Origin of the sequence: Paenibacillus beijingensis (assembly GCF_000961095.1) — a bacterium.
GTDB lineage: Bacteria > Bacillota > Bacilli > Paenibacillales > Paenibacillaceae > Paenibacillus_O > Paenibacillus_O beijingensis.
This window is the reverse complement of the sequence record NZ_CP011058.1, coordinates 2,871,009-2,889,381: the sequence shown is the minus strand read 5'-3', so window position 1 is coordinate 2,889,381 and position 18,373 is coordinate 2,871,009. Positions and strand designations below refer to the sequence as shown.

Annotated in this window: 12 protein-coding genes; all 12 read right to left on the bottom strand. The window is 52.1% G+C overall.

Features of this window, described 5'->3' with window-relative positions; translation table 11 throughout:
- Complete coding sequence (locus VN24_RS13155; protein ID WP_052702924.1) at positions 1–1,125, bottom strand: ABC transporter substrate-binding protein; 1,125 nt, start codon at positions 1,123–1,125, stop codon at positions 1–3.
- A 21-nt stretch (positions 1,126–1,146) separates the two neighbouring features.
- The gene (locus tag VN24_RS13150) at positions 1,147–1,899 is read right to left on the bottom strand and encodes a gamma-glutamyl-gamma-aminobutyrate hydrolase family protein (RefSeq protein ID WP_052702923.1); all 753 of its coding nucleotides are present in this window, start codon (positions 1,897–1,899) and stop codon (positions 1,147–1,149) included.
- Positions 1,900–1,945: 46 nt separating this feature from the next.
- On the bottom strand, positions 1,946–2,665 hold the full coding sequence (locus VN24_RS13145; RefSeq protein WP_238590680.1) for a FadR/GntR family transcriptional regulator: 720 nt from the start codon (positions 2,663–2,665) through the stop codon (positions 1,946–1,948).
- A gap of 186 nt (positions 2,666–2,851) precedes the next feature.
- Positions 2,852–3,655, bottom strand: coding sequence for an alpha/beta hydrolase (locus tag VN24_RS13140; RefSeq protein ID WP_045670775.1), 804 nt, complete (start codon positions 3,653–3,655; stop codon positions 2,852–2,854).
- Positions 3,656–3,709: 54 nt separating this feature from the next.
- Positions 3,710–6,151 carry a family 78 glycoside hydrolase catalytic domain gene (locus VN24_RS13135; RefSeq protein ID WP_045670774.1) on the bottom strand — a complete coding sequence of 814 codons (2,442 nt, stop codon included), beginning with the start codon at positions 6,149–6,151 and terminating at the stop codon, positions 3,710–3,712.
- Positions 6,152–6,189: 38 nt separating this feature from the next.
- A complete protein-coding gene (melA, locus tag VN24_RS13130; protein WP_045670773.1) occupies positions 6,190–7,488 on the bottom strand; it encodes an alpha-glucosidase/alpha-galactosidase in 1,299 nt (432 codons plus the stop codon).
- A gap of 38 nt (positions 7,489–7,526) precedes the next feature.
- Complete coding sequence (locus VN24_RS13125) at positions 7,527–11,489, bottom strand: hypothetical protein (RefSeq protein WP_045670772.1); 3,963 nt, start codon at positions 11,487–11,489, stop codon at positions 7,527–7,529.
- An 18-nt stretch (positions 11,490–11,507) separates the two neighbouring features.
- Positions 11,508–13,079 (bottom strand): extracellular solute-binding protein, encoded by a 1,572-nt coding sequence (locus VN24_RS13120; protein WP_045670771.1) that lies wholly within the window; start codon positions 13,077–13,079, stop codon positions 11,508–11,510.
- 116 nt (positions 13,080–13,195) lie between these two features.
- Positions 13,196–14,071, bottom strand: a complete 876-nt coding sequence (locus tag VN24_RS13115; protein WP_202967393.1) for a carbohydrate ABC transporter permease — start codon at positions 14,069–14,071, stop codon at positions 13,196–13,198.
- 14 nt (positions 14,072–14,085) lie between these two features.
- The gene (locus VN24_RS13110) at positions 14,086–14,979 is read right to left on the bottom strand and encodes an ABC transporter permease (protein WP_045670769.1); all 894 of its coding nucleotides are present in this window, start codon (positions 14,977–14,979) and stop codon (positions 14,086–14,088) included.
- Between the two features lie 12 nt (positions 14,980–14,991).
- Positions 14,992–16,737 (bottom strand): right-handed parallel beta-helix repeat-containing protein, encoded by a 1,746-nt coding sequence (locus VN24_RS13105; RefSeq protein WP_045670768.1) that lies wholly within the window; start codon positions 16,735–16,737, stop codon positions 14,992–14,994.
- Positions 16,738–16,761: 24 nt separating this feature from the next.
- Positions 16,762–18,234, bottom strand: coding sequence for an MGH1-like glycoside hydrolase domain-containing protein (locus tag VN24_RS13100; RefSeq protein ID WP_045670767.1), 1,473 nt, complete (start codon positions 18,232–18,234; stop codon positions 16,762–16,764).
- Positions 18,235–18,373 lie beyond the last annotated feature (139 nt).

The window sequence follows — 18,373 nt, the reverse complement described above, 5'->3', positions numbered from 1 at the left end:
TTACTTGCTGATCAGCTTGTTCCATTGCTCGGTCCAAGTCGCTTTATTGGTGTTAACCAAATCGGAATTCAAACGAACCATCTTGTTGACGGCTTCTTCCCCGTAAGGCATTACCGCCTGCAAATCTGCGGAAAGCTCGACCGACTTGTTCGTCGGCGCATAACCGTTCGCTTCCGCGAATCTCTTCTGAATGTCCGCGCGCAGGAGGAAATCTACGAATTTCGCTGCCAGGTCCGCATTCTGGCTGCCGTTCACTACTTGCGCCGAAATGAACGTTCCAATGGCTCCTTCTACAGGGGAAACAAACTTGATCGGTTGGCCTTGCTTGCGGAACGTGAACGCGTAACCGGCATCGTACGCGGCAATCGTCACTTCTCCTTGGGCGAACAGGTTGCCGACCTCGGGCGTAGATTTTACAATCGCGGCAGCACTGGGAATCAACTTCTTGATTTCATCTAATCCCGGCTGGATGTTGCTCTCGTCTCCGCCGTTCATCTTCGCGGCTGCGAGGATGAATTGAAGGCCGAACGAATTGGAAATATCGATGAGGCCTACGCTGCCTTTATAATCCGGGTTCCAGAGATCCTTCCAGGAAGTCGGAGGCGTCTTGATTTCCTCCTCGTTATAAATAATTCCCAATGCGTCAAATGCGTACGCTGGAGCGTAGCCATTGCTGTCCAGTGCCGAATTGTACAAGCTGTTTAAATTTGTAAGCTTTGTAGAATCGAGCTTCATGATCAGATCCTCTTTGGCTGCTACCGCTTCTTGGCCGCCGGAGAATTGAACGACGTCGATCGACTGGTTGCCTTTCTCCGCACGGATTTTGGCCAGCGCATCGGCTGAATAGAGGGTAACCACTTCTACCTTAGCGTTGTATTCTTGTTCAAATTCCTTGATAAATTGCTTCTGCGTTTCTTCATAGGCTCCGCCGAAGGAGGTGACGACCAATTTGCCGGGCGATGCGGCTGCGGATGGGGTTGCTGCGGGCTCGGCAGAGGAAGAGCTTGGACTTGACGTATTCCCCCCGTTCGCGTTGTTTCCGTTGTTTCCGCAACCGGCAATAACGAGTACGACAGCTGCTAGAAATAAGAGAACCGATTTCTTCCCAAACCGTTTCATCATCATGTCATGGCCACCTTTTGTGTGTTATTTTTTCGAAACATCCATTAACCAGCTAAAAGGCTTTAAGCCTTGCGAATCTTTCTTGGCTATGAACTCCGGGTGCCATTGGACGGCAAGTACGTTATCGCGGTCTTTCATCGTTAGCGCCTCTGCGATTCCATCCGGGGAAAGAGCCACGACTTCCAACCCGTCACCAATCTTATCGATTGCTTGATGGTGTATGCTGTTAACTTCCACTTTCCCTTTGCCTAATACACCCTCTATATAATGTCCTTCTTTTATATGGACGGGATGAACGGATTTCCATGGCTCGTCCGTCTCCCAATGCTCTAACGGAGCCTCTTGTGTATCTTTAATATCCGAGCAGAGCGTGCCTCCCCGAATGACGTTCAGCAGCTGCATACCCCTGCACACGCAAAGCATGGGTACGCCGGCTTCTAGTGCCGCCTTCATTAATGCACTTTCATAACGGTCCCGAAAAGGGTCAATCCGATGCGCATTACTCTGAAGCACTTCTCCGTACAAGCTCGGATGAATATCCTCTCCGCCCGAGAAGACGATTCCATCTACATTCTCGATCTGTACGCCGATAAACTCGTCATCGACGACCGGAAGAGGAACTGGCATGCCCCCTGCCCGATATATTGCCATTATCATATCGTATCCGAAAGCAGAGAAGGCTTGACCGCGAATCCCTCTTACACCTCCCCCGAAATCCTCGTCTTCTGATAGGTAATATCCGACAATGCCTATTTGGGGAACCTTGTTGTTAACCATCTCCCGTTGTTGCTCCTTATTGTTCCTCTCGTACAAGAGAAACGTGTTATGATACCGTGAACCGGTTCAAGGAAAGCTGTGTCGCATTCAGGTGCTCTTTCATAATTTCCCGCGCCTTGTCACTGTTCCGTTCGATTAATGCTTGTAAAATCAATTGATGGGTATGGTCGCTCATTACTTTGATGTTTTCATCGAACGGAAGTAAATCCAAACCTAAATTAATTTTTATCCGAATTTGTCTAACCGCATTTTCCAGAAAGGAGTTTCTTGCTGCTTTAGCGATTTGCAGATGAAACTTGACGTCGAGAGAACGGAATATTTCCCTCGTACAGTCCTTTTGGCTGTATTCCAAAATTTGCTTCAGGTTGTCCAACTCTTCGTCTGTAATCCGCTCCGCCGCAAGCCCTGTAGCTTCCGGCTCGATAATTGACCTGAATTCCAGTAAACTTTTCAGTTGTTCCTTCTGCTCGACAATCTGCTCCTTGGCATAATCAAGCGCCTTTAAGGCGATAGGCAGCACGAATGTTCCGCCCTTCGCACCAAGCCGCTTCTCGACAAGCCCCCGTGTCTCTAACTCGGCAATGGCTTCCCTCACAACCATTCGGCTTGCGTTGAACATTTGGGCGAGCTCTCGTTCAGGAGGCAATTGCTCATCAGGCAATATTTCTTTCAGAAATATCGCTTCTTCCAGCTGTTCGAGTATAAAGTCGCTAATATGCTTAGAAGTCACGTGCCTGAACGTTGACATGATAGGCACTTGCTGCATTTTGCACCTCCTCTTAATGGTCTAAGGTAAGAACCTTAGACATATACTAGCACAAAAGAACAAAGCTGCAAACTATTTTATAGAAAAAATTAATTTCGGTTTATAGACGACAAAACCTCCAAAACCACGTTGGAAGTGGTGATGGAGGTTAAATTCAGTACGGGTGCACCAATCATGAAATGTACCTTACCGGGAGTTCATAGGCCATTGCCGATAAAGCCATCGCTGGCACAGAAGCGTCCAATTGTTCGCTGCCGGGTGTTCAAGAGCCAGACCGAGTCCATGCGGTCCGCTCTCAAAGATGTGCAACTCGAACGGCACCTGCTTCCGGCGAAACGCCAGCGCCATCATCAGCCCGTTCTCCACCGGTACAGCTTGATCGTCCGCCGTAAACCAAATGAATGCCGGCGGCGTGTTTTCCGTTACCTGCTTCTCGCAGCAGTACCTTTCCACCAATTCAGATGAGGGAGCGGGGCCGAGCAAGTTTGCCTTCGATCCCTGATGCGCATACTCGGCCATGCTGATCACCGGATAGCAAAGCACCATCAAATCCGGCCGGCTGCTCTCGCGCTCAACAGCGTCTTCGGCTTCCGGATGCCCATAATCAAAGAGCGTACCCGCACTGGCAGCCAAATGTCCGCCCGCCGAAAAACCGAGAATCCCGATTCTGATCGGATCGAGCTTCCATTCCTTCGCCCGGCTTCTGACGAGCCGGATCGCCCGCTGCGCATCCAGCAGCGGGACCGGCTGCCGATAAGGCGCAACACGGTATTGCAGCACAAATGAAGAGAAGCCAATACTGTTCAACCAGAGGGCAACCGGTTCTCCTTCATGAAACGCTTTGACTCCATATCCTCCGCCCGGACATACGATGATTGCCGGAGAATCCGGTTTATTTTCCAGCAAATAAGGCGTTACGTGAGGCTGATCTTTCTCATTCGCACCACTGGCGTAAGGCGCTGCTTCGGACCATAACCGTACTTTTTCCATCCCGTTTTTCCTCTCCGTTATTAACTTCCGACTGGCTATCCAAACGACAGAATATTATTCTACAAAAAGCACTTCAAACGTTCCTGCACCGAACACGCGGTCCATACATACGATTTCGCAGCCGGAAGGCACCGTAAACTTCAGCCATGTCCCTTCCTTCTGCTTGTCGGCGCGGATCCGCAGTTCTCCGCAAGCGGTCGGAACGGAGCCTTCCGCCCATGCCAGATCGAATAAATTCGGCCGCAGGGAAACTCTTCGGAATCCGGGCGACTCGGGACGTACTCCTAGAACCGCTTCAATGAAACATACAAGCGGCGCGCTGGCCCAGGCGTGACAAGCACTTCCGAACCGGATAAGACCGCTTTGCTTCTCACGGTAAAACAATTTCCAGTACTCCCACACCGTTGTAGCGCCCGCATCCAGCATCGGTTGATAACGGGAGCGGATCAGCTCCAGCGCGCGGCCGGTTCTCCCAGCCTTTCGAAGCGCCTGGTAGATGAGCAGCATCGAATAAGGACTTCCTGCAACCGCAGGTTCGGAAACGGAATCGTTCGAGTGTTCGAATACGCGCTCGACAATTTGCCCTGTTCTTGCATCACCGGGCTCATGCAAATGAAGCAAAGCAAGCGCGTTCACAGGTTCGCTCACCACCCCGCTGAGCCGGCCGTCAACGAGACAATCCGCATAAGCCCCTTGCTCCTCGTTCCACAGCCGGTTTCGAATTCTATCCGCCAGCTTGGCCGCCAGTTTGTCATAATAGAAACAGGCTTCTTCATCTCCAACAATGCGGGCATAAGAAACTGCCCTTTGCAGCGCCTCCAAATATTGCAGGTTCAAGCCCGTTACGATGCCGCCGCGGGAAACGTCGAGCGCGCGGCCCTCCGGCGTTTCGCCCGCATCGATGTATGCCCAGTACGGAACGTCTGCCAACAAGCCCTCTTCATTCTCATAGGCGGAAAACCAGCGGAGCGCCGCGATGATATTCGGCCACCATTGCCCAAGCGGCTCCTTATCCCCCGTATATTGCATATATTCGCCGAAAGAACAGATCCACTGCAAACAGAAGGAAGGGATCGGAGGATAGTTATGATGGCCGTCGGGATAGCGCGATGTCGTCATGCCGTGCCAATCCTGCGATTGTCCGATTTGCTCCAGCAGCTTGCGATGCAGCCTGCCGTCCCCCGTAAAATAATAGTTCATGAGCGCCTGCGAGCGCCCGTCCCCCATCCATTGCTGCTGTTCACGGCTTGGAGAATCAACGAACGCGTCCTGCATGCAAATCCGGAGCGTATGCTCGGACAGTTCCCAGATTTGCCCCAGACTGCCGTCATTGCAGGCGAACGTTGCATGTTGATCGACCGGATAAGTCCTTTTTCGCATGCCGACCCGGTGCAGCTTCACTAAACCGTCCGGATTGCGCACCCTCAGCTGTACGTATCGGCAAGCTTTCCAGCCGAAAGCGATCTCGTAAGCGTCACGCCTTCCGCTCAGAATAAACGAATCGAAGGAGCGGTTATTATCCTCGTTTAGCAATGCCTTGCCTTCCCATAAATGCTCCGCATAGACCGCGTCAATCACAGCGCCCGGCGGACCGCTCACTTCCAGCTGCAGATAGCCCGGTTCGATGCGGCCGAAATCATAGGTCAGCAGATGAAAGGTGCCGCCGGCGGCCGGATCGAGCGCGGTTTCCGCAGAAGGAACCGGCTCCCCCGGTCGAAACGCGATCGTCGTTTCCTCGGCGATCAATTGCTTGTGCCTGCTGTCAACCGGATAGCGCTTCTCATGACCCGCTCCTTGATTCACAATCGCAATGCTGTCAATGATCTCTTCCTTCAACATTGGAATGGGGCGCGGTACGAGATTCCAGAACGGAGTGAGCCGCAAATTCCGCCGCTTGGCCGGTGTCCAATCCGAGTCGTTATACTCCGGCGATCTCCAGTCTTCAGGCTCACGGCGGAAATCGATGATTTCCGCCGGACCCTGGCAGCCGTTAATTCTCGGCGCCCCGCTTTCATACGCTTCCGATTTCGAGCATTTCCAGCCGGTGCCGCTGGGCACATTCACGGTTTGCGATTCCGTCTCCACTCCGGCCTCCGCCAGCAGCGCGGGGATGCGGCTGATCGACTGTCCGGTTCCATAGCCATAATAGAGCGCCAATACCGCAATCGTGTTCTCTCCCTGGCGAAGCAGCGGAAGAATATCGATCACATCGTAATATTGCCACCTGGGATCGCTTCGGCAAGGGCCCCGCCCCGCATAACTGCCGTTGACGAATAATTGATAGCGCGAATCGGCAAAGATCCGGATCGTTCCCCGCTTCGGCCGATCGGGGAGATGAAAGGTATTCCGGAATCTGCAGTACGAGTTGACCGGCTGTTCATAATGCGTTTCCACTTCGTCCGGGTGCCAGATCAGACCCGATTCAGGCAGCCATTGCTCCGATTGATGCGCCGGTTTGCCGCGCCGAAACCGCGCTGCGCATAATCGATCCTCCATTTCTCCTCGCCTCCCATTCGATGATGAGCAACGGGCTTTTAATGATATTCCGGCAGCCAATGCCCATGCGCCTCAATCATTTCATCGCACATTCTGGTGATTTCATCCAGCGATAACTCGGACGACGTATGCGGATCAAGAAACGCCGCTTGATAAATATATTCGCGCTTGCGGGTCATCGCCGCCTCGATCGTGAGCAGCTGCGTGTTGATGTTGGTCCTGTTAAGCGCCGCCAGCTGCGGCGGCAAATCGCCGATCGTCATCGGATGGATGCCGGAACGGTCGGAGATGCAGGGCACCTCCACACAGGCCTCGGCGGGCAAATTCGTGATGAGGCCTTTATTTTTCACATTGCCGCCGAATTTAAAGGGTTGGCCCGTTTCCATCGACTCCATAATGTAGGATGCATATTCATGGGTACGTTCATGGTTGATTTCCGTGTTTTCCACCATTTGCTCGCGCTGCGTCTTCCAACGCTCGACGTAAATTTGGCAGCGGCGCAAATACTCATCCAGCGGAATGTTCAGCTGATCGATGATTTCCGGATAGCTTCGCTTAATGAAATAAGGATAGTACTCCGCATTATGCTCGGAGGACTCCGTCACATAATAGCCGAACCTCCGCATCAATTCGTAGCGCACCATATCATGATGCTTCGTTCCCTGTTTCTCGGCTGCGCGGCGTTTGATTTCCGGATATAAATCGACCCCGTCCTTCTTCACCTCCAGCAGCCACGCCATATGATTGATGCCCGCGATGGTCGAAGTCACGCCTTCCGTGTCCATGTTCAAATGTTTGAACAACCACTCCACGCAAACCTGGACACTGTGGCAAAGGCCAATTGTTTGGACGCCGGTATAGGTTGCCATCACATTCGTCAAGGTCGCCATCGGATTCGTATAGTTGATCAGCAACGCATCCGGGGCTACTTCTTCCATATCCGCGGCAATATCCAGCATAACAGGAATCGTGCGAAGACTTCGAAAGATGCCCCCGATGCCCACCGTATCTCCGATCGTTTGCCGGAGCCCGTATTTGTCCGGAATTTTGAAGTCCGTAATCGTGCAAGGATCGTAGCCCCCGACTTGAATGGCATTGATGACAAACTTGGCTCCGCGAAGCGCCTCCTTACGGTCGAAGTACGTCTTGACGGCGCAGCCGCTTCCCGACGTCTTCTTTAGATGATTAAGCATCGTTGCCGTATCTCGCAGGCGTTCATGATCAATATCGAATAAAGCGAGTTCATAATGCTGCAGCGCAGGCGTAAGCATGCAATCACCGAGCACGTTTTTGGCAAATACGGTGCTTCCGGCCCCGATAAATGCGATTTTGGCCATCTCCATTCTCCTCCATACGTTTGAATTCTATTTATAAGTTATAAAGGCTCAATAACTTTCTGCTGGGAAGTTTTCACAAGCACATTATCTTTATATACTTCAAAATAAAACCGGACCGGTTTATCATCGCTTGGCACCTTGATCGTAAATTCGAACGGATACGTCGTTCTCTCCTCCTCCTTCCAGCTTTGATTGCCGATTTGGTAGTGCAGCTTGACCCGGTCGGCGGCTTCCGGCATATCCGTTACATACATGTAAGCATGATAGAAGGAAGGTTCGATTTGCAGCACGCGCCCGTGTCCGAAGTCGCCCGAATCAAGCGGATCCGCCGATGTGCTGCCTGCAGGATGCGTTAACATATCGGTCGTTTCCGTCTTTGCGAATCTCGGAGCATCGACTTGAGCCTGTTCCATCACGATGCCGACCAAAGACCGCGCCGGAATGGTCACGCTCAATTGCCCATTCGTTACCGTGGCGGTCGTGGCGTTGCCTTGCCCATCGTAAACGGTGACGGTACGATTGAGCGCGCTGCCTCCCAATTCCTCACCGAACTGAACCGTCGTCGTGACAGTGTCCGGACTCTCATTCATGAATGCGGCCCCGAACACGCCGTCCTTGCGGGCGCCCAGCCAGTCGACCTGGATATTGTCCGTCGTAAGCAGCCCCTTCTTCAGCCATGGCCACATTTCTTCCTGACCGAAGAACCGTCCCGGTTTATGGCCGAAGTGCCGGTTATTGAAATAGGCGTACCCCTGCTGCCGCAAATATGGAAAATCGATGCTGCCGTTCGACCAGTTCCACGCCTGGCTGAACAGAAAATCCGTCAAGATCCCGTAGTAAACCGGAATATGGTGATAATAGATGCTGGTCAGATCCGGACCGGTGTACGGAAAATTCGCTTCCTTCTGGTGCACCATGAATTGATTCTGGTAATAACCGGGATAGTTCGCTCCTCTGCCCAATACCGCATTCCGGGCAAACATCTCGAAGGTTGAATCACCGGTCAGCTTGGACAAGCGCATCAGATCCGGTGCCCAGTTCGACATCGTAATAAACCCGGAATCCGTGCCCATGAAGGTGATGGCTTGCTCGATCCCCAATCCGACCTGGGAAGGAATCCATGCAGGGACCGTAACATCCGTTAAATCGTCCATCAGCTCCGGATACCCGAGCCGGTCCTGATGGTCTCCCTTCCAATAGAAAATATCGGTATTGTGCACCTCTCTGGAACGAATATCATCCGCACGGATCGTCATTTGACCCTCTGCTGCCGGATAGGTTCTCATCGCCGTTATAAGCCAGCGAGCCGATTCCTCCGCCGCATCCAGATACTTCTGTTCCTGTGTCGTTTCATACAAATCGAGCAGCGCATTGAAATTCGGAAAGTAGCTCATCAGAATAAAGGTCGTGAATCCCGGCACCGTTTTTTGTTCGGCATAGACGACCTGGGCCAAATATTGATCGGCTTTCTGCTTCGCCAGGTTCAAATAAGCCGAATCGTTCGTAAATTTGTACATCCACAAATCTTCTGACCAGGCAGGCGCGTTCCCGAACACCGGGCGCGGACCTTGATCGATCCCGATTTGCCGGAAGGCCGGCGTCAAGCCCTGCGTCATTTCGTACACGCCCCCGAAGACGCTGCTGCCAAAACCGTTCACGGGCAAGCCGATCGGGAGCGGATTCGGAAATTTTAGCGGCGGAGGGGCAACGGTGTTGCCGGTAGAGCTGTAATGCAGCGATTTCCGGGTCAACAAATATTCCATCGTCGGCAGCACCCGCCGCTCATAGATGTCCTTATCCTCCGTCAATAAGTAGGACTGGAGAACGGCGAGCGGATTGCCTAAGGAAACGACATTTTCACCCTCCATATTGTAAAAGCCTTTCATCGTCTCGTCCCAACCGCCGAAGTTGTCATCCAGCATCAGCTCCTGAACGTTGAAAATCGTGTCCGTCAGGGAAGCCTCGACATTTTGACGATAATCGGTCAGCCCGAGCACTTCTTTGGCAATATGCGTGTACGTGTCGTACCAGCCGTCCAGCCGGGTAACGGGCCTGTACGCGAACGTGAAGATGTCGCCCGCTGCCATTGCCGATTCCGGCAGTCCCATTACCGGGGCGAAGAGCGACGGCTGAACGCCGCGGTTTCTTCCCATAATGCCGAGACCGAACCGGGAATTGTTGTCGTAAGCCCATTGCGCCGGCAGCGATGAAGAATCAACGGCGACCGCATACGTCACTTCCTGTCCGCCGGCCACTTCCGGTTTGCCGGACAGCGTCATGGAGCTGGAAGCCGACGCCGACGTCTGCTCGGTAATGAGCAGCGGTTCGACCGGCATCCTCTTGCCGTGGAAGCGAAGCGGATTAAGCAGAAAATCGACATCCTCCAGCCGCCGCTCCGATCCGTTGAACATCCCCAGGCTGAAGGCGCCGCCGACTTTGGTTTCCAGCGACAAGGTCACGACCGGCTCCGTGCTGTCCGCCGGAAGGCTCCACTTCGCTTCCAGACGCGCATAATCGTTCTCGGACGTCAAGACCAGCGTATCCGGACCTGTCTGCTGTACCGCGGTCGGTATCATCCAGCTCGGATATCCTCCGAGGAATGCATTGATGGAAGTCACCTCGTGCCGGATTCCGTTCCTCTCCACAGCCGTGCTGAATATCGGCGATTGCTCGCTCAATTGCGGGACAGCGCTTTCATTCCCGTACAACAAAAGGTACCCGAACTCGTCCTGCCTCGATTCCACGGGAACCAAGCCATCATCCCGCTTGATCGAGGTTATCTTCTGAATGACCGTTCCTTCACTAGAGGCCACTTCCAGAAACTCGATCCGCATATGGCCGTTCTCCAGCACATAGGTTTGAGCCGGAGCCGCATCCGTTTTGGCCCATTCCGGGTACTTTAGCTCCTCCTGGAAGACATAAGAGGGACGGGCAAGCTTCAACATTTCCTCATAGGCTGCAGGCGGCACAAGGTCCAGATCGGTTGTGAGAAAAATACCGTCCGTCCGGCCATAGAAACCGGAGGTATCGAGCAATCGCAGCGTATTCGCCCCCGCGCCCAATTGAACCGTTCCGCCGTCCTCCCACGCCCATCCGTTAGCGCCATGCTTGCCGAACACCTTGCCGAGCGGCTGATCGTTCAAGCTGACTTGATAAAAGCGGGTTCCCTGTCCGGACGTGAAATCCCTGGAACGAACCCACACCCTGTATTCCCCGTCTGCAGGAGCCTGGAAGTTTGCAACTGCGGGCACGGCCGTGCTCGGATCGAATATCTGTCCATCGGGTGTCTTGATGCCGACCAGATTGAAGCCTCCCAGACTTTGCGGATATCCTTCCACCGACCATGTACCCAGATCGTCAAAGCTTTCCGGGCGGAGGAAGATATTGTGGACGGGCTCTTCCGGTTCAACCGGCCGGGGCTGCTCCAAAGCCATCTTTAAAGCCGGATAGCTTGGATCCGGAACAAAATCCGGATCGTTCGTCAGCAGGATCGCATCAACCCTGGCGAAATAAGCGGAAGTGTCTTTCACACTCAGAACCGCATCGCCCGCTTCGAGCGCGACACTGCCCCCTCTCTCCCACAGCCAGCCCGACGTCGAATGCTTTCCGAACGTGTACGGAACCGTTTCGCCGTCAATCGCCAATTGGAAGAAACGGTCGCCGGTTGGCTCGCCAAATTCACGGGAATGGGCCCATACATAGTAATCGCCCTCCTCGGCGATGTGTACCGTCGTTTTCGCCGGCACCGCGGCCGCGATATTGCGGTTCGAAAGACCGAACAACGTTTGCCCGCGAAGCGAATCGTAATAAGGCTGTATCGTCCAGGTGCCTAAATCGTCGGCGAAATGCTCGGGAGTCAAGAAGTAATGATGATAATGTCCTTCCAGGTTCTGAATGACAGGCAAATCGGGTGGGGAATCGGCGGCCGCTGGTTGAGTAGGCGCAAATGTCAGCCACAATAAAGCAATGATTAGCATTCGGGTCAACCATTGATTATTCATGTGCCTTGAGCCACTCCTCTAGTTTTTGGATTGAATATGCGCGTTCATTTCCTCAACGAATTCTTTCCCGCCATGCTGATACCATTGCTCCTGCAGCTTGTCGAACTCCTCAACCGGCAAAGCGCCGGTCAAAATTTTGGAAATCGTTTCGTCCCACTTTAGTTTGAAATCCAGGTAGTTCTGATTTTTGGCAGCGGCCGGAACAAAGGCCCGATCGTTGGACCAAATAATGGAGTTGGCGGCCTTATTAATCCAAGGTCTGATCAAGTTCTGCTGCTCGGCCGAAAGCGACGGAGCGATGAAGAAATCCGCGTCGCCGGATCGTCTGGCGATTTCCCTTCTCCAGACCGGCGATGTGCTGTCCTTGTACACCTTCTGGCCATTTTCAACCGTATACTCGATACCCTCGATTCCGTACGTGACCAGATCCCAGCCTTCGTCAGACAGCAGCCAATCCATTACTTGCACGATTTTCTCCGGATGCTTGGCATTTTTCGTTACGGACCATAGCCCTGCCATTCCCGCTCCGTAAGCTGCTCCTTTGACCTCTCCCTGATCGTTCTTCACGAACAAGTAGGTCAGCTCGGCATTCGGGTTGAGTTTCTGCATTTCCAGCTCGATGTTTTTAATAATTCCGGCAAACCCGGACGTCACCCCGGTAATCCCTCTTTTGAACCGTTCGTCTGCGGTGAGTTTATCGTTAATCGGCGAGTCAGGGTCCATTACCCCTTCCTTGTACAGCTGCTGCGTGTAGGACAGGATGTTCTTGTACGTATCCGTCTCGCGGTCAAACTCCGGCGAAATATACGGATAGGAGCCTTTCGACGGCTGCCAGCCGTAATAGCCGAGCTGCGCGTTCAGGACCGGCTGCAGCACTTTGTTCGCATTCAGAAAGCCCGCGTAGCCGTAGGTATCGTCCGCCCCGTTGTTGTCCGGATCATCGAAGGTGAATTTCCGCAAAATATCGGTGAACTGCTCCCGTGTAATCTCGTAATTGTCCGGAACGGCGAAGCCGATTTTGTCCAGCCAGTCTTTCCTCACGATAAAATTGTCGAAGCGGGCAATGGAGGTGCGGGGGATCCCGTAAATATCTTCATTTTGCTTCGTTTTGAGCGCCTCGAACGAAACGTCGTACGAATACTTCTTCAAGTTCGGAGCTTGCTCCAGATAGGATTGAACCGGAACAAGAATGCCGTCATTAACAGCGTTCAAATAGACGTCCGCGCTCTCGCTCGGAAACATGACGACGTCCGGATAGTCTCCGGAAACGAGCGTTAATTGCAGCTGCTCCTGATAGCCGCTCGCGGGAGGAACGACGAATTCAAGCTTGACGTTGTTGGCCTCCTCGATCTTCTTGATGAAAGCCTGATCGGCGGGCGACGGGTTCGCGGAAGAGAAGCTCGCCATAACCTTGATGGTGACGGGCTCTTCCTGCGCATCTGCTCCATTCTTCTGGCTTTGATTCGTTCCCGAAGAGCCGGCATTCGCGCCGCTTTCGGGGCCCTTCCCCTCATTCGTTCCCGAGCATGCCGATAAGAAGACCAACAGCAATGCCACTAACACTTTGACGCTCCGAGCCGGATGCCTCATTTCGTACAATCTCCCCTCATGTTCTCGTTTTTTTTATAAGAAAAGCTTCTAATGAAGCCTTCTCATCGAAGAATGACCCTGCTTTAGGCGAGTGCCTCTATTAACGCTGCTTGGCGTTAGCCTTTGACCGAACCGAGCATGATGCCTTTGACGAAATATTTTTGCAGGAAAGGATAGACAAGGAGAATCGGGATCATAACGATCATAAGCGTGGCGTACTGCAGCGTTTCCGGCGGGATATTGTTTTTTTCCGCGAAATTGTCCCCGCCTCCCGCGATTTGCATCATATTGGCGCCGTAGATGATTTCCCGAAGGAATAACATTAAGGTCCATTTGTCGATGCTTCGAATGTAAATAATGGAATTATAAAAGTTGTTCCAATACGAGACGGCCTGGAACAGGCACAGGGTTGCGATGATCGGCTTGGACAGCGGAACGACAATCCGGAACAAAATGAACGGATCTGAAGCGCCGTCCATTCTTGCGGCTTCTTCCAGCTCCTCCGGAATATGTTCCATGAACGTCTTCATCAGAATCAGGCTGAAGCCTGAAAACAGTAGCGGCAATACGAGAGCGGCCAGCGTATCGAGCAGCCCAAGCGAGCGCATTAAATAGTAATTCGGAATCAATCCGCCGTTAAACAGCATCGTGAAGATGATCAGAATCATGAAGATGGCGCGGCCTTTTAAATGTTTTTTGGAAAGGGGATAGGCCGTAAGAATGTAAAGCAATAGGCCGAAGAATACACCCGAAACCGTAACGATGATCGTATTGAGATAACTGGACAACAACACCGGATGCTTAAGAATTTCCGCATATGCAGACAGAGTGAATTGTCCCGGCCAAATCCGCATCGGATTCTCCACATAGGCGGAGTATGAGCTGACGGATACCGCAAATACGTTCACGAACGGGTATAACATCGCAATGCTGACCAAGACGATGCATGTATAATTGATGACATCAAACCATTCCACTCTCCGCGGGTTCACGCTGCCATCTCTCCTTACCATATGGATTTGCCGCTTATGCGCCGGGCGGCAAAGTTGGCTGCAATAATGAGGACGAAGCCTACGGCCGACTTGAACAATCCGACGGCGGTTGCATATGACAAACGTCCATCCTGCAAGCCGATTCGATAGGTATAAGTTTCAAACACGTCGCCTGTTTCATATGTCATCGGGTTATACAGCAGATAAACCTGTTCAAACCCGTTATCCAGAATGTTGCCAAGCTTGAGCAGCAATAAGATCACAATCGTCGCAGAGATTCCGGGAAGCGTAATATATCGGATCTTCTGCAATCGGGAAGCTCCGTCGATTGTAGCCGATTCGTACAGCGTCGGATCGACCCCGGTCATCGCGGCCAAATAAATAATCGTCCCCCAACCGACTTCCTTCCACACTTCCGCGCTGACAATAATGGTTCTGAAATATTCGGGCTTTAACAGAAACGGTATTTTCTCAAATCCGAAGAATGAAACGACGAAGTTGAACAGCCCCGTCGAGGGAGAAAGAAAATTGCTTACGATACCGGCCAGTACGACCCAGGAGATGAAATGCGGCAAGTATAAGACCGTTTGGGTCACTTTTTTAAAGAGCATATGGCGGATTTCATTCAGCATCAGCGCAACGACGATCGGCGCCGGAAAGCCCCATACGATCTGATACAAGCTGAGCAGCAATGAATTTCTTAAGACCCGGAAAAAATGGTCGGAGGCAACCAGGTAACGGAAGTTATCGAAGCCGATCCAGTCGCTTCCCCATATGCCGCGGACAAAATTGAAATCTTTGAAAGCGATTGCAATTCCGAACATCGGAGCATATTTGAAGATCAGCAAATATAGAAAGCCGGGAATGAGAAAAATATAAAGCCATTTGTGCTGACGTAAATATTTCAAATGAACACTCTCCTAGCCGCCCCCGCCACGTGGATGACGGAGGGAGATATCCACCTTTTCCCCATTTACAAGGCCAATATTATTGAAACCGCTTTCTAATTTGTTGTTTGAAACCACGACATTTACGCAATGGTGCACCTCAACGATATGGCTCATTTTCCCGTGCTTCTCGTACGCCTCGCTGACTTCAATCCGGTTATTCTCAAACCGGAGATGATCGACGAAGGAAGCTTTTAACAAATTGCTGTCAAACATCTTGAAGCGGTTGTCGTGTATGTGTATATTACGGTGATAGCCTTCGATCGAAGGATTCGTTATTTTCGGCGAGATGACAATGACTGCCATCCCCCATTGCGGACAATAAGTGCATTCCTCAAACCGATTGTTTCGAATGGTGACATCGTTCACCTTGCCCGATTCAAACCAATAATGGGCATCCCCTTCGATGAAAATTCCGGCACCGGGCACGTTGATCGTGTTATTCTCAACGAGAACTTTGCCGGATGCTGTAAGGAGCGGGCCTCTGGCCCGATTGCCGGCCATCGTGCAATCCTTCAATACGAGATCCGCAATCCACGAAGCATTCTCAATGACATCGCCCGGCTTAATGTCCGGCGGGATAACCGCTTCCGATTGTATCATCATGTAATCTTTGCTGAATGTCGTCATGTCCTTGCACCTGAAACGGCCAAACTCGGCAAAGCTGTCTCCCCGGACGAGACTGATCCAGTCTCCGGCCGCTGCGATCTCCACCCCCTTCTGTTCCTCATGCGCCCATTCAACCAGCAGCGTGCGGTCATCGATCCGCTGTGCTATTTTCCCGTAAATGCCATGAATATTAAGCGGATCGTCCATTTGGTTCCGGAATGTGCAGGACGTAAGCTTGATTTCTCCCCTACAATTCACAATATGCACCGCATCGGCCGAAACCGAAAACCGCCGGTCCGTGAGGGGATTTGGAATTACGTTCACGGCATGAATGTCAATATGACCGGATCTCTGGGCAATAACCCCCATCCCGTTAGCCGAGTAGATCGCAACGTCCCGAATCCCGACATTGGAGGAATCCGTAATCAGAATGCCGGGATTGAGTCTTGGGCCATGCTTCAGGATGAGCTGGTTGCCTAGCCGCGGCCGCCGTTTCACCTCCCCCTCGAATCGCACAACCCGCTCCGATACTCTCACCGCCTTGAATGCATCCAGGCGGGATCCGAAGGGATGATCTCCGCTTTGATAGGCCGGACTGTTGGTGAGCGCGTCCATTTCAATCCATCCGCTCAATTCATATTTCCAATCTTCCCCAAAGAATATCATTCTATCATTCACCACATCAAACGGATATTGCTCCGGCAGATAGATATCGAAATGCTCCGACTCTACTGAAATCAACTCGCCTTGAGACAGCATCGGTCTCTCCCAATCAATAGAGAAATTCCGCAGCGTAATGCGGCTGCTGCCTTCGATGACAAACGGACTGATCACTCCATGGAAGATGAACTCGGCCCCGCCCCCGTCGATGGTCAGGTTGTTGAACCCGATTAGCGGAAAAGCGCATCTCTTCAAGCCGCTGTTCCCATGATTGGATATAAAGTAAAACCGCTCGAAGGCTTTATGGGGCCAGAAATCATACCTTCCTTTTTCGAAATGCAATTCATCGTCCGTACGAGCTTGACTTAACATCCGATAGACTTGAAAAGTCACATCCTGCATCGTATCCGGCCTGATTCCGAATTCGGATGCATGTATCGTTCTTTTCATCGATGGCAGGCTCCTTGCTCCTTGTTAAATTTGGATTTTGACCGTTTCATTAGGCTCCACGCTTAGATGAATGATAGTGCTGTCCGGCCATGAGATGGATACTTGTTCGGCATTCAACCGGGTACCCGTTATCGAATCAACCTCGCCCCATCGGTCGGTAACAACGCGGCAGCTTCCGGACACCTCAAACTCAGCCGTTCCATTCAAAAGGATGGTCGTTTTTTCACGCGTACGTTTCATTTCAGCCAACCCTGCGACGGTGGAAAGAGAGTAATGCGAGCAGGTTGTACCTGCCGGCATGTGGCAGTTCCATTCCAGCAGCCCGTCACGCGAGCGTATGCCATACAATCGGGATATAAATTCAATCAGGACGCACATCGTTGGAGAATAACCCTCTGACTCGTGAAATTGCCCGGTCCAGGGATTCATTTGCTGCTTGAAACCGTCATCGTCAACAATCGCGGATACCCAGCGCTTCATCAACTCATTTAAATGAGCGGGCTTCCCGTAGTGCTCCATCCAACGGGGGGCTCGCAGCGCGGTTAACGCTTGCGATGCTCCCGACCAGGCGTTGCTGCTGAAATCATGGTTAAATGCCGGTTCATCCAGCGCAATGGACGGAAAGGGGAATGGGCTCCAGAACCGCTCCGGATTGCATATATGCCGATGGAATATTCGCTCGAACATCTCCTGATCCACAACATGTTCGCCCAATATCCGGGTGATGATATCTCCCTTCACCCGCACGAACTGGTTTTTATTGTCCAGATCGTAGAAAAACAGTTCGTCCTCGTCGAAACAATACTTCAGAATCGCAGCGCGAATGTGCTCCGCCTTGCGGCTCCACTCCGAGGCCTCCTGATGCCTGCCCAACCGATTAGCCATTGCCGCCAGAGCAATTCGGCCGCCGTAAACCGTAGCCGACAGATCCGGCGCGAGGTATGGAAGCGTTTCCGAATCATTGCATATGGCTGCATTAAACTCCGGGCAAGCATGCGGAATACCGGTCAGCCGCGGGCTGTTGTCGTGTCCGCTGTCCCATTCGCAGAACAATTCGCACAAGCCGGTCCCCCGTGTATTTCGATGGTTGCCGAGCCATCGGTCCCAACGGGAGCAAGCCAGATAGGAACGTTCCAAAAACGCCTCATCTTCCAATTTCAACGCGGTTTCATAAGCGGTGGCGGCGATTGGAACGACCATTTGAATTTGGCCTTCCAGGCAGCGGTCCTTGAAGATGACGGCCGGGATGTAACCGTCTTCTCTCTGGTTTGCAAAAAAAATATCGTGGCACGCTCGGGCAATATCCGGCCTAATCATCCCGTACACCGTACTTTCCAACGGACCGCATTCGAGCCATATACCTGCGTATATTCCTCCTTCGATCAGAACGGGCTCGCGATAACCGAATAACGGGCGTGTATTGGAGATCAACCCTTGTATGGCAGCTTCAACCTTCCGGTTCAACAATGGATTGTCCGTAGTAAAAGAGATCGTCATCGGCACCCTCCATAATGAAAGCGCTGTATTTACACTTAAAATTTATCATTTTTAAGTTAAATAGTCAATACAATTTAGTTTATTTTCCGTGTGATTACTCCTGAGAAGGCAGACCCTGTCGTCGTATGATCAGGGAAAA

Bases quoted from the DNA above. Each gene is read 5' to 3' on its own strand.
- VN24_RS13155 (WP_052702924.1), bottom strand. From the start codon at position 1,125: ATGATGATGAAACGGTTTGGGAAGAAATCGGTTCTCTTATTTCTAGCA.
- VN24_RS13150 (WP_052702923.1), bottom strand. From the start codon at position 1,899: ATGGTTAACAACAAGGTTCCCCAAATAGGCATTGTCGGATATTACCTA.
- VN24_RS13145 (WP_238590680.1), bottom strand. From the start codon at position 2,665: ATGCAGCAAGTGCCTATCATGTCAACGTTCAGGCACGTGACTTCTAAG.
- VN24_RS13140 (WP_045670775.1), bottom strand. From the start codon at position 3,655: ATGGAAAAAGTACGGTTATGGTCCGAAGCAGCGCCTTACGCCAGTGGT.
- VN24_RS13135 (WP_045670774.1), bottom strand. From the start codon at position 6,151: ATGGAGGATCGATTATGCGCAGCGCGGTTTCGGCGCGGCAAACCGGCG.
- melA (WP_045670773.1), bottom strand. From the start codon at position 7,488: ATGGCCAAAATCGCATTTATCGGGGCCGGAAGCACCGTATTTGCCAAA.
- VN24_RS13125 (WP_045670772.1), bottom strand. From the start codon at position 11,489: ATGAATAATCAATGGTTGACCCGAATGCTAATCATTGCTTTATTGTGG.
- VN24_RS13120 (WP_045670771.1), bottom strand. From the start codon at position 13,079: ATGAGGCATCCGGCTCGGAGCGTCAAAGTGTTAGTGGCATTGCTGTTG.
- VN24_RS13105 (WP_045670768.1), bottom strand. From the start codon at position 16,737: ATGAAAAGAACGATACATGCATCCGAATTCGGAATCAGGCCGGATACG.
- VN24_RS13100 (WP_045670767.1), bottom strand. From the start codon at position 18,234: ATGACGATCTCTTTTACTACGGACAATCCATTGTTGAACCGGAAGGTT.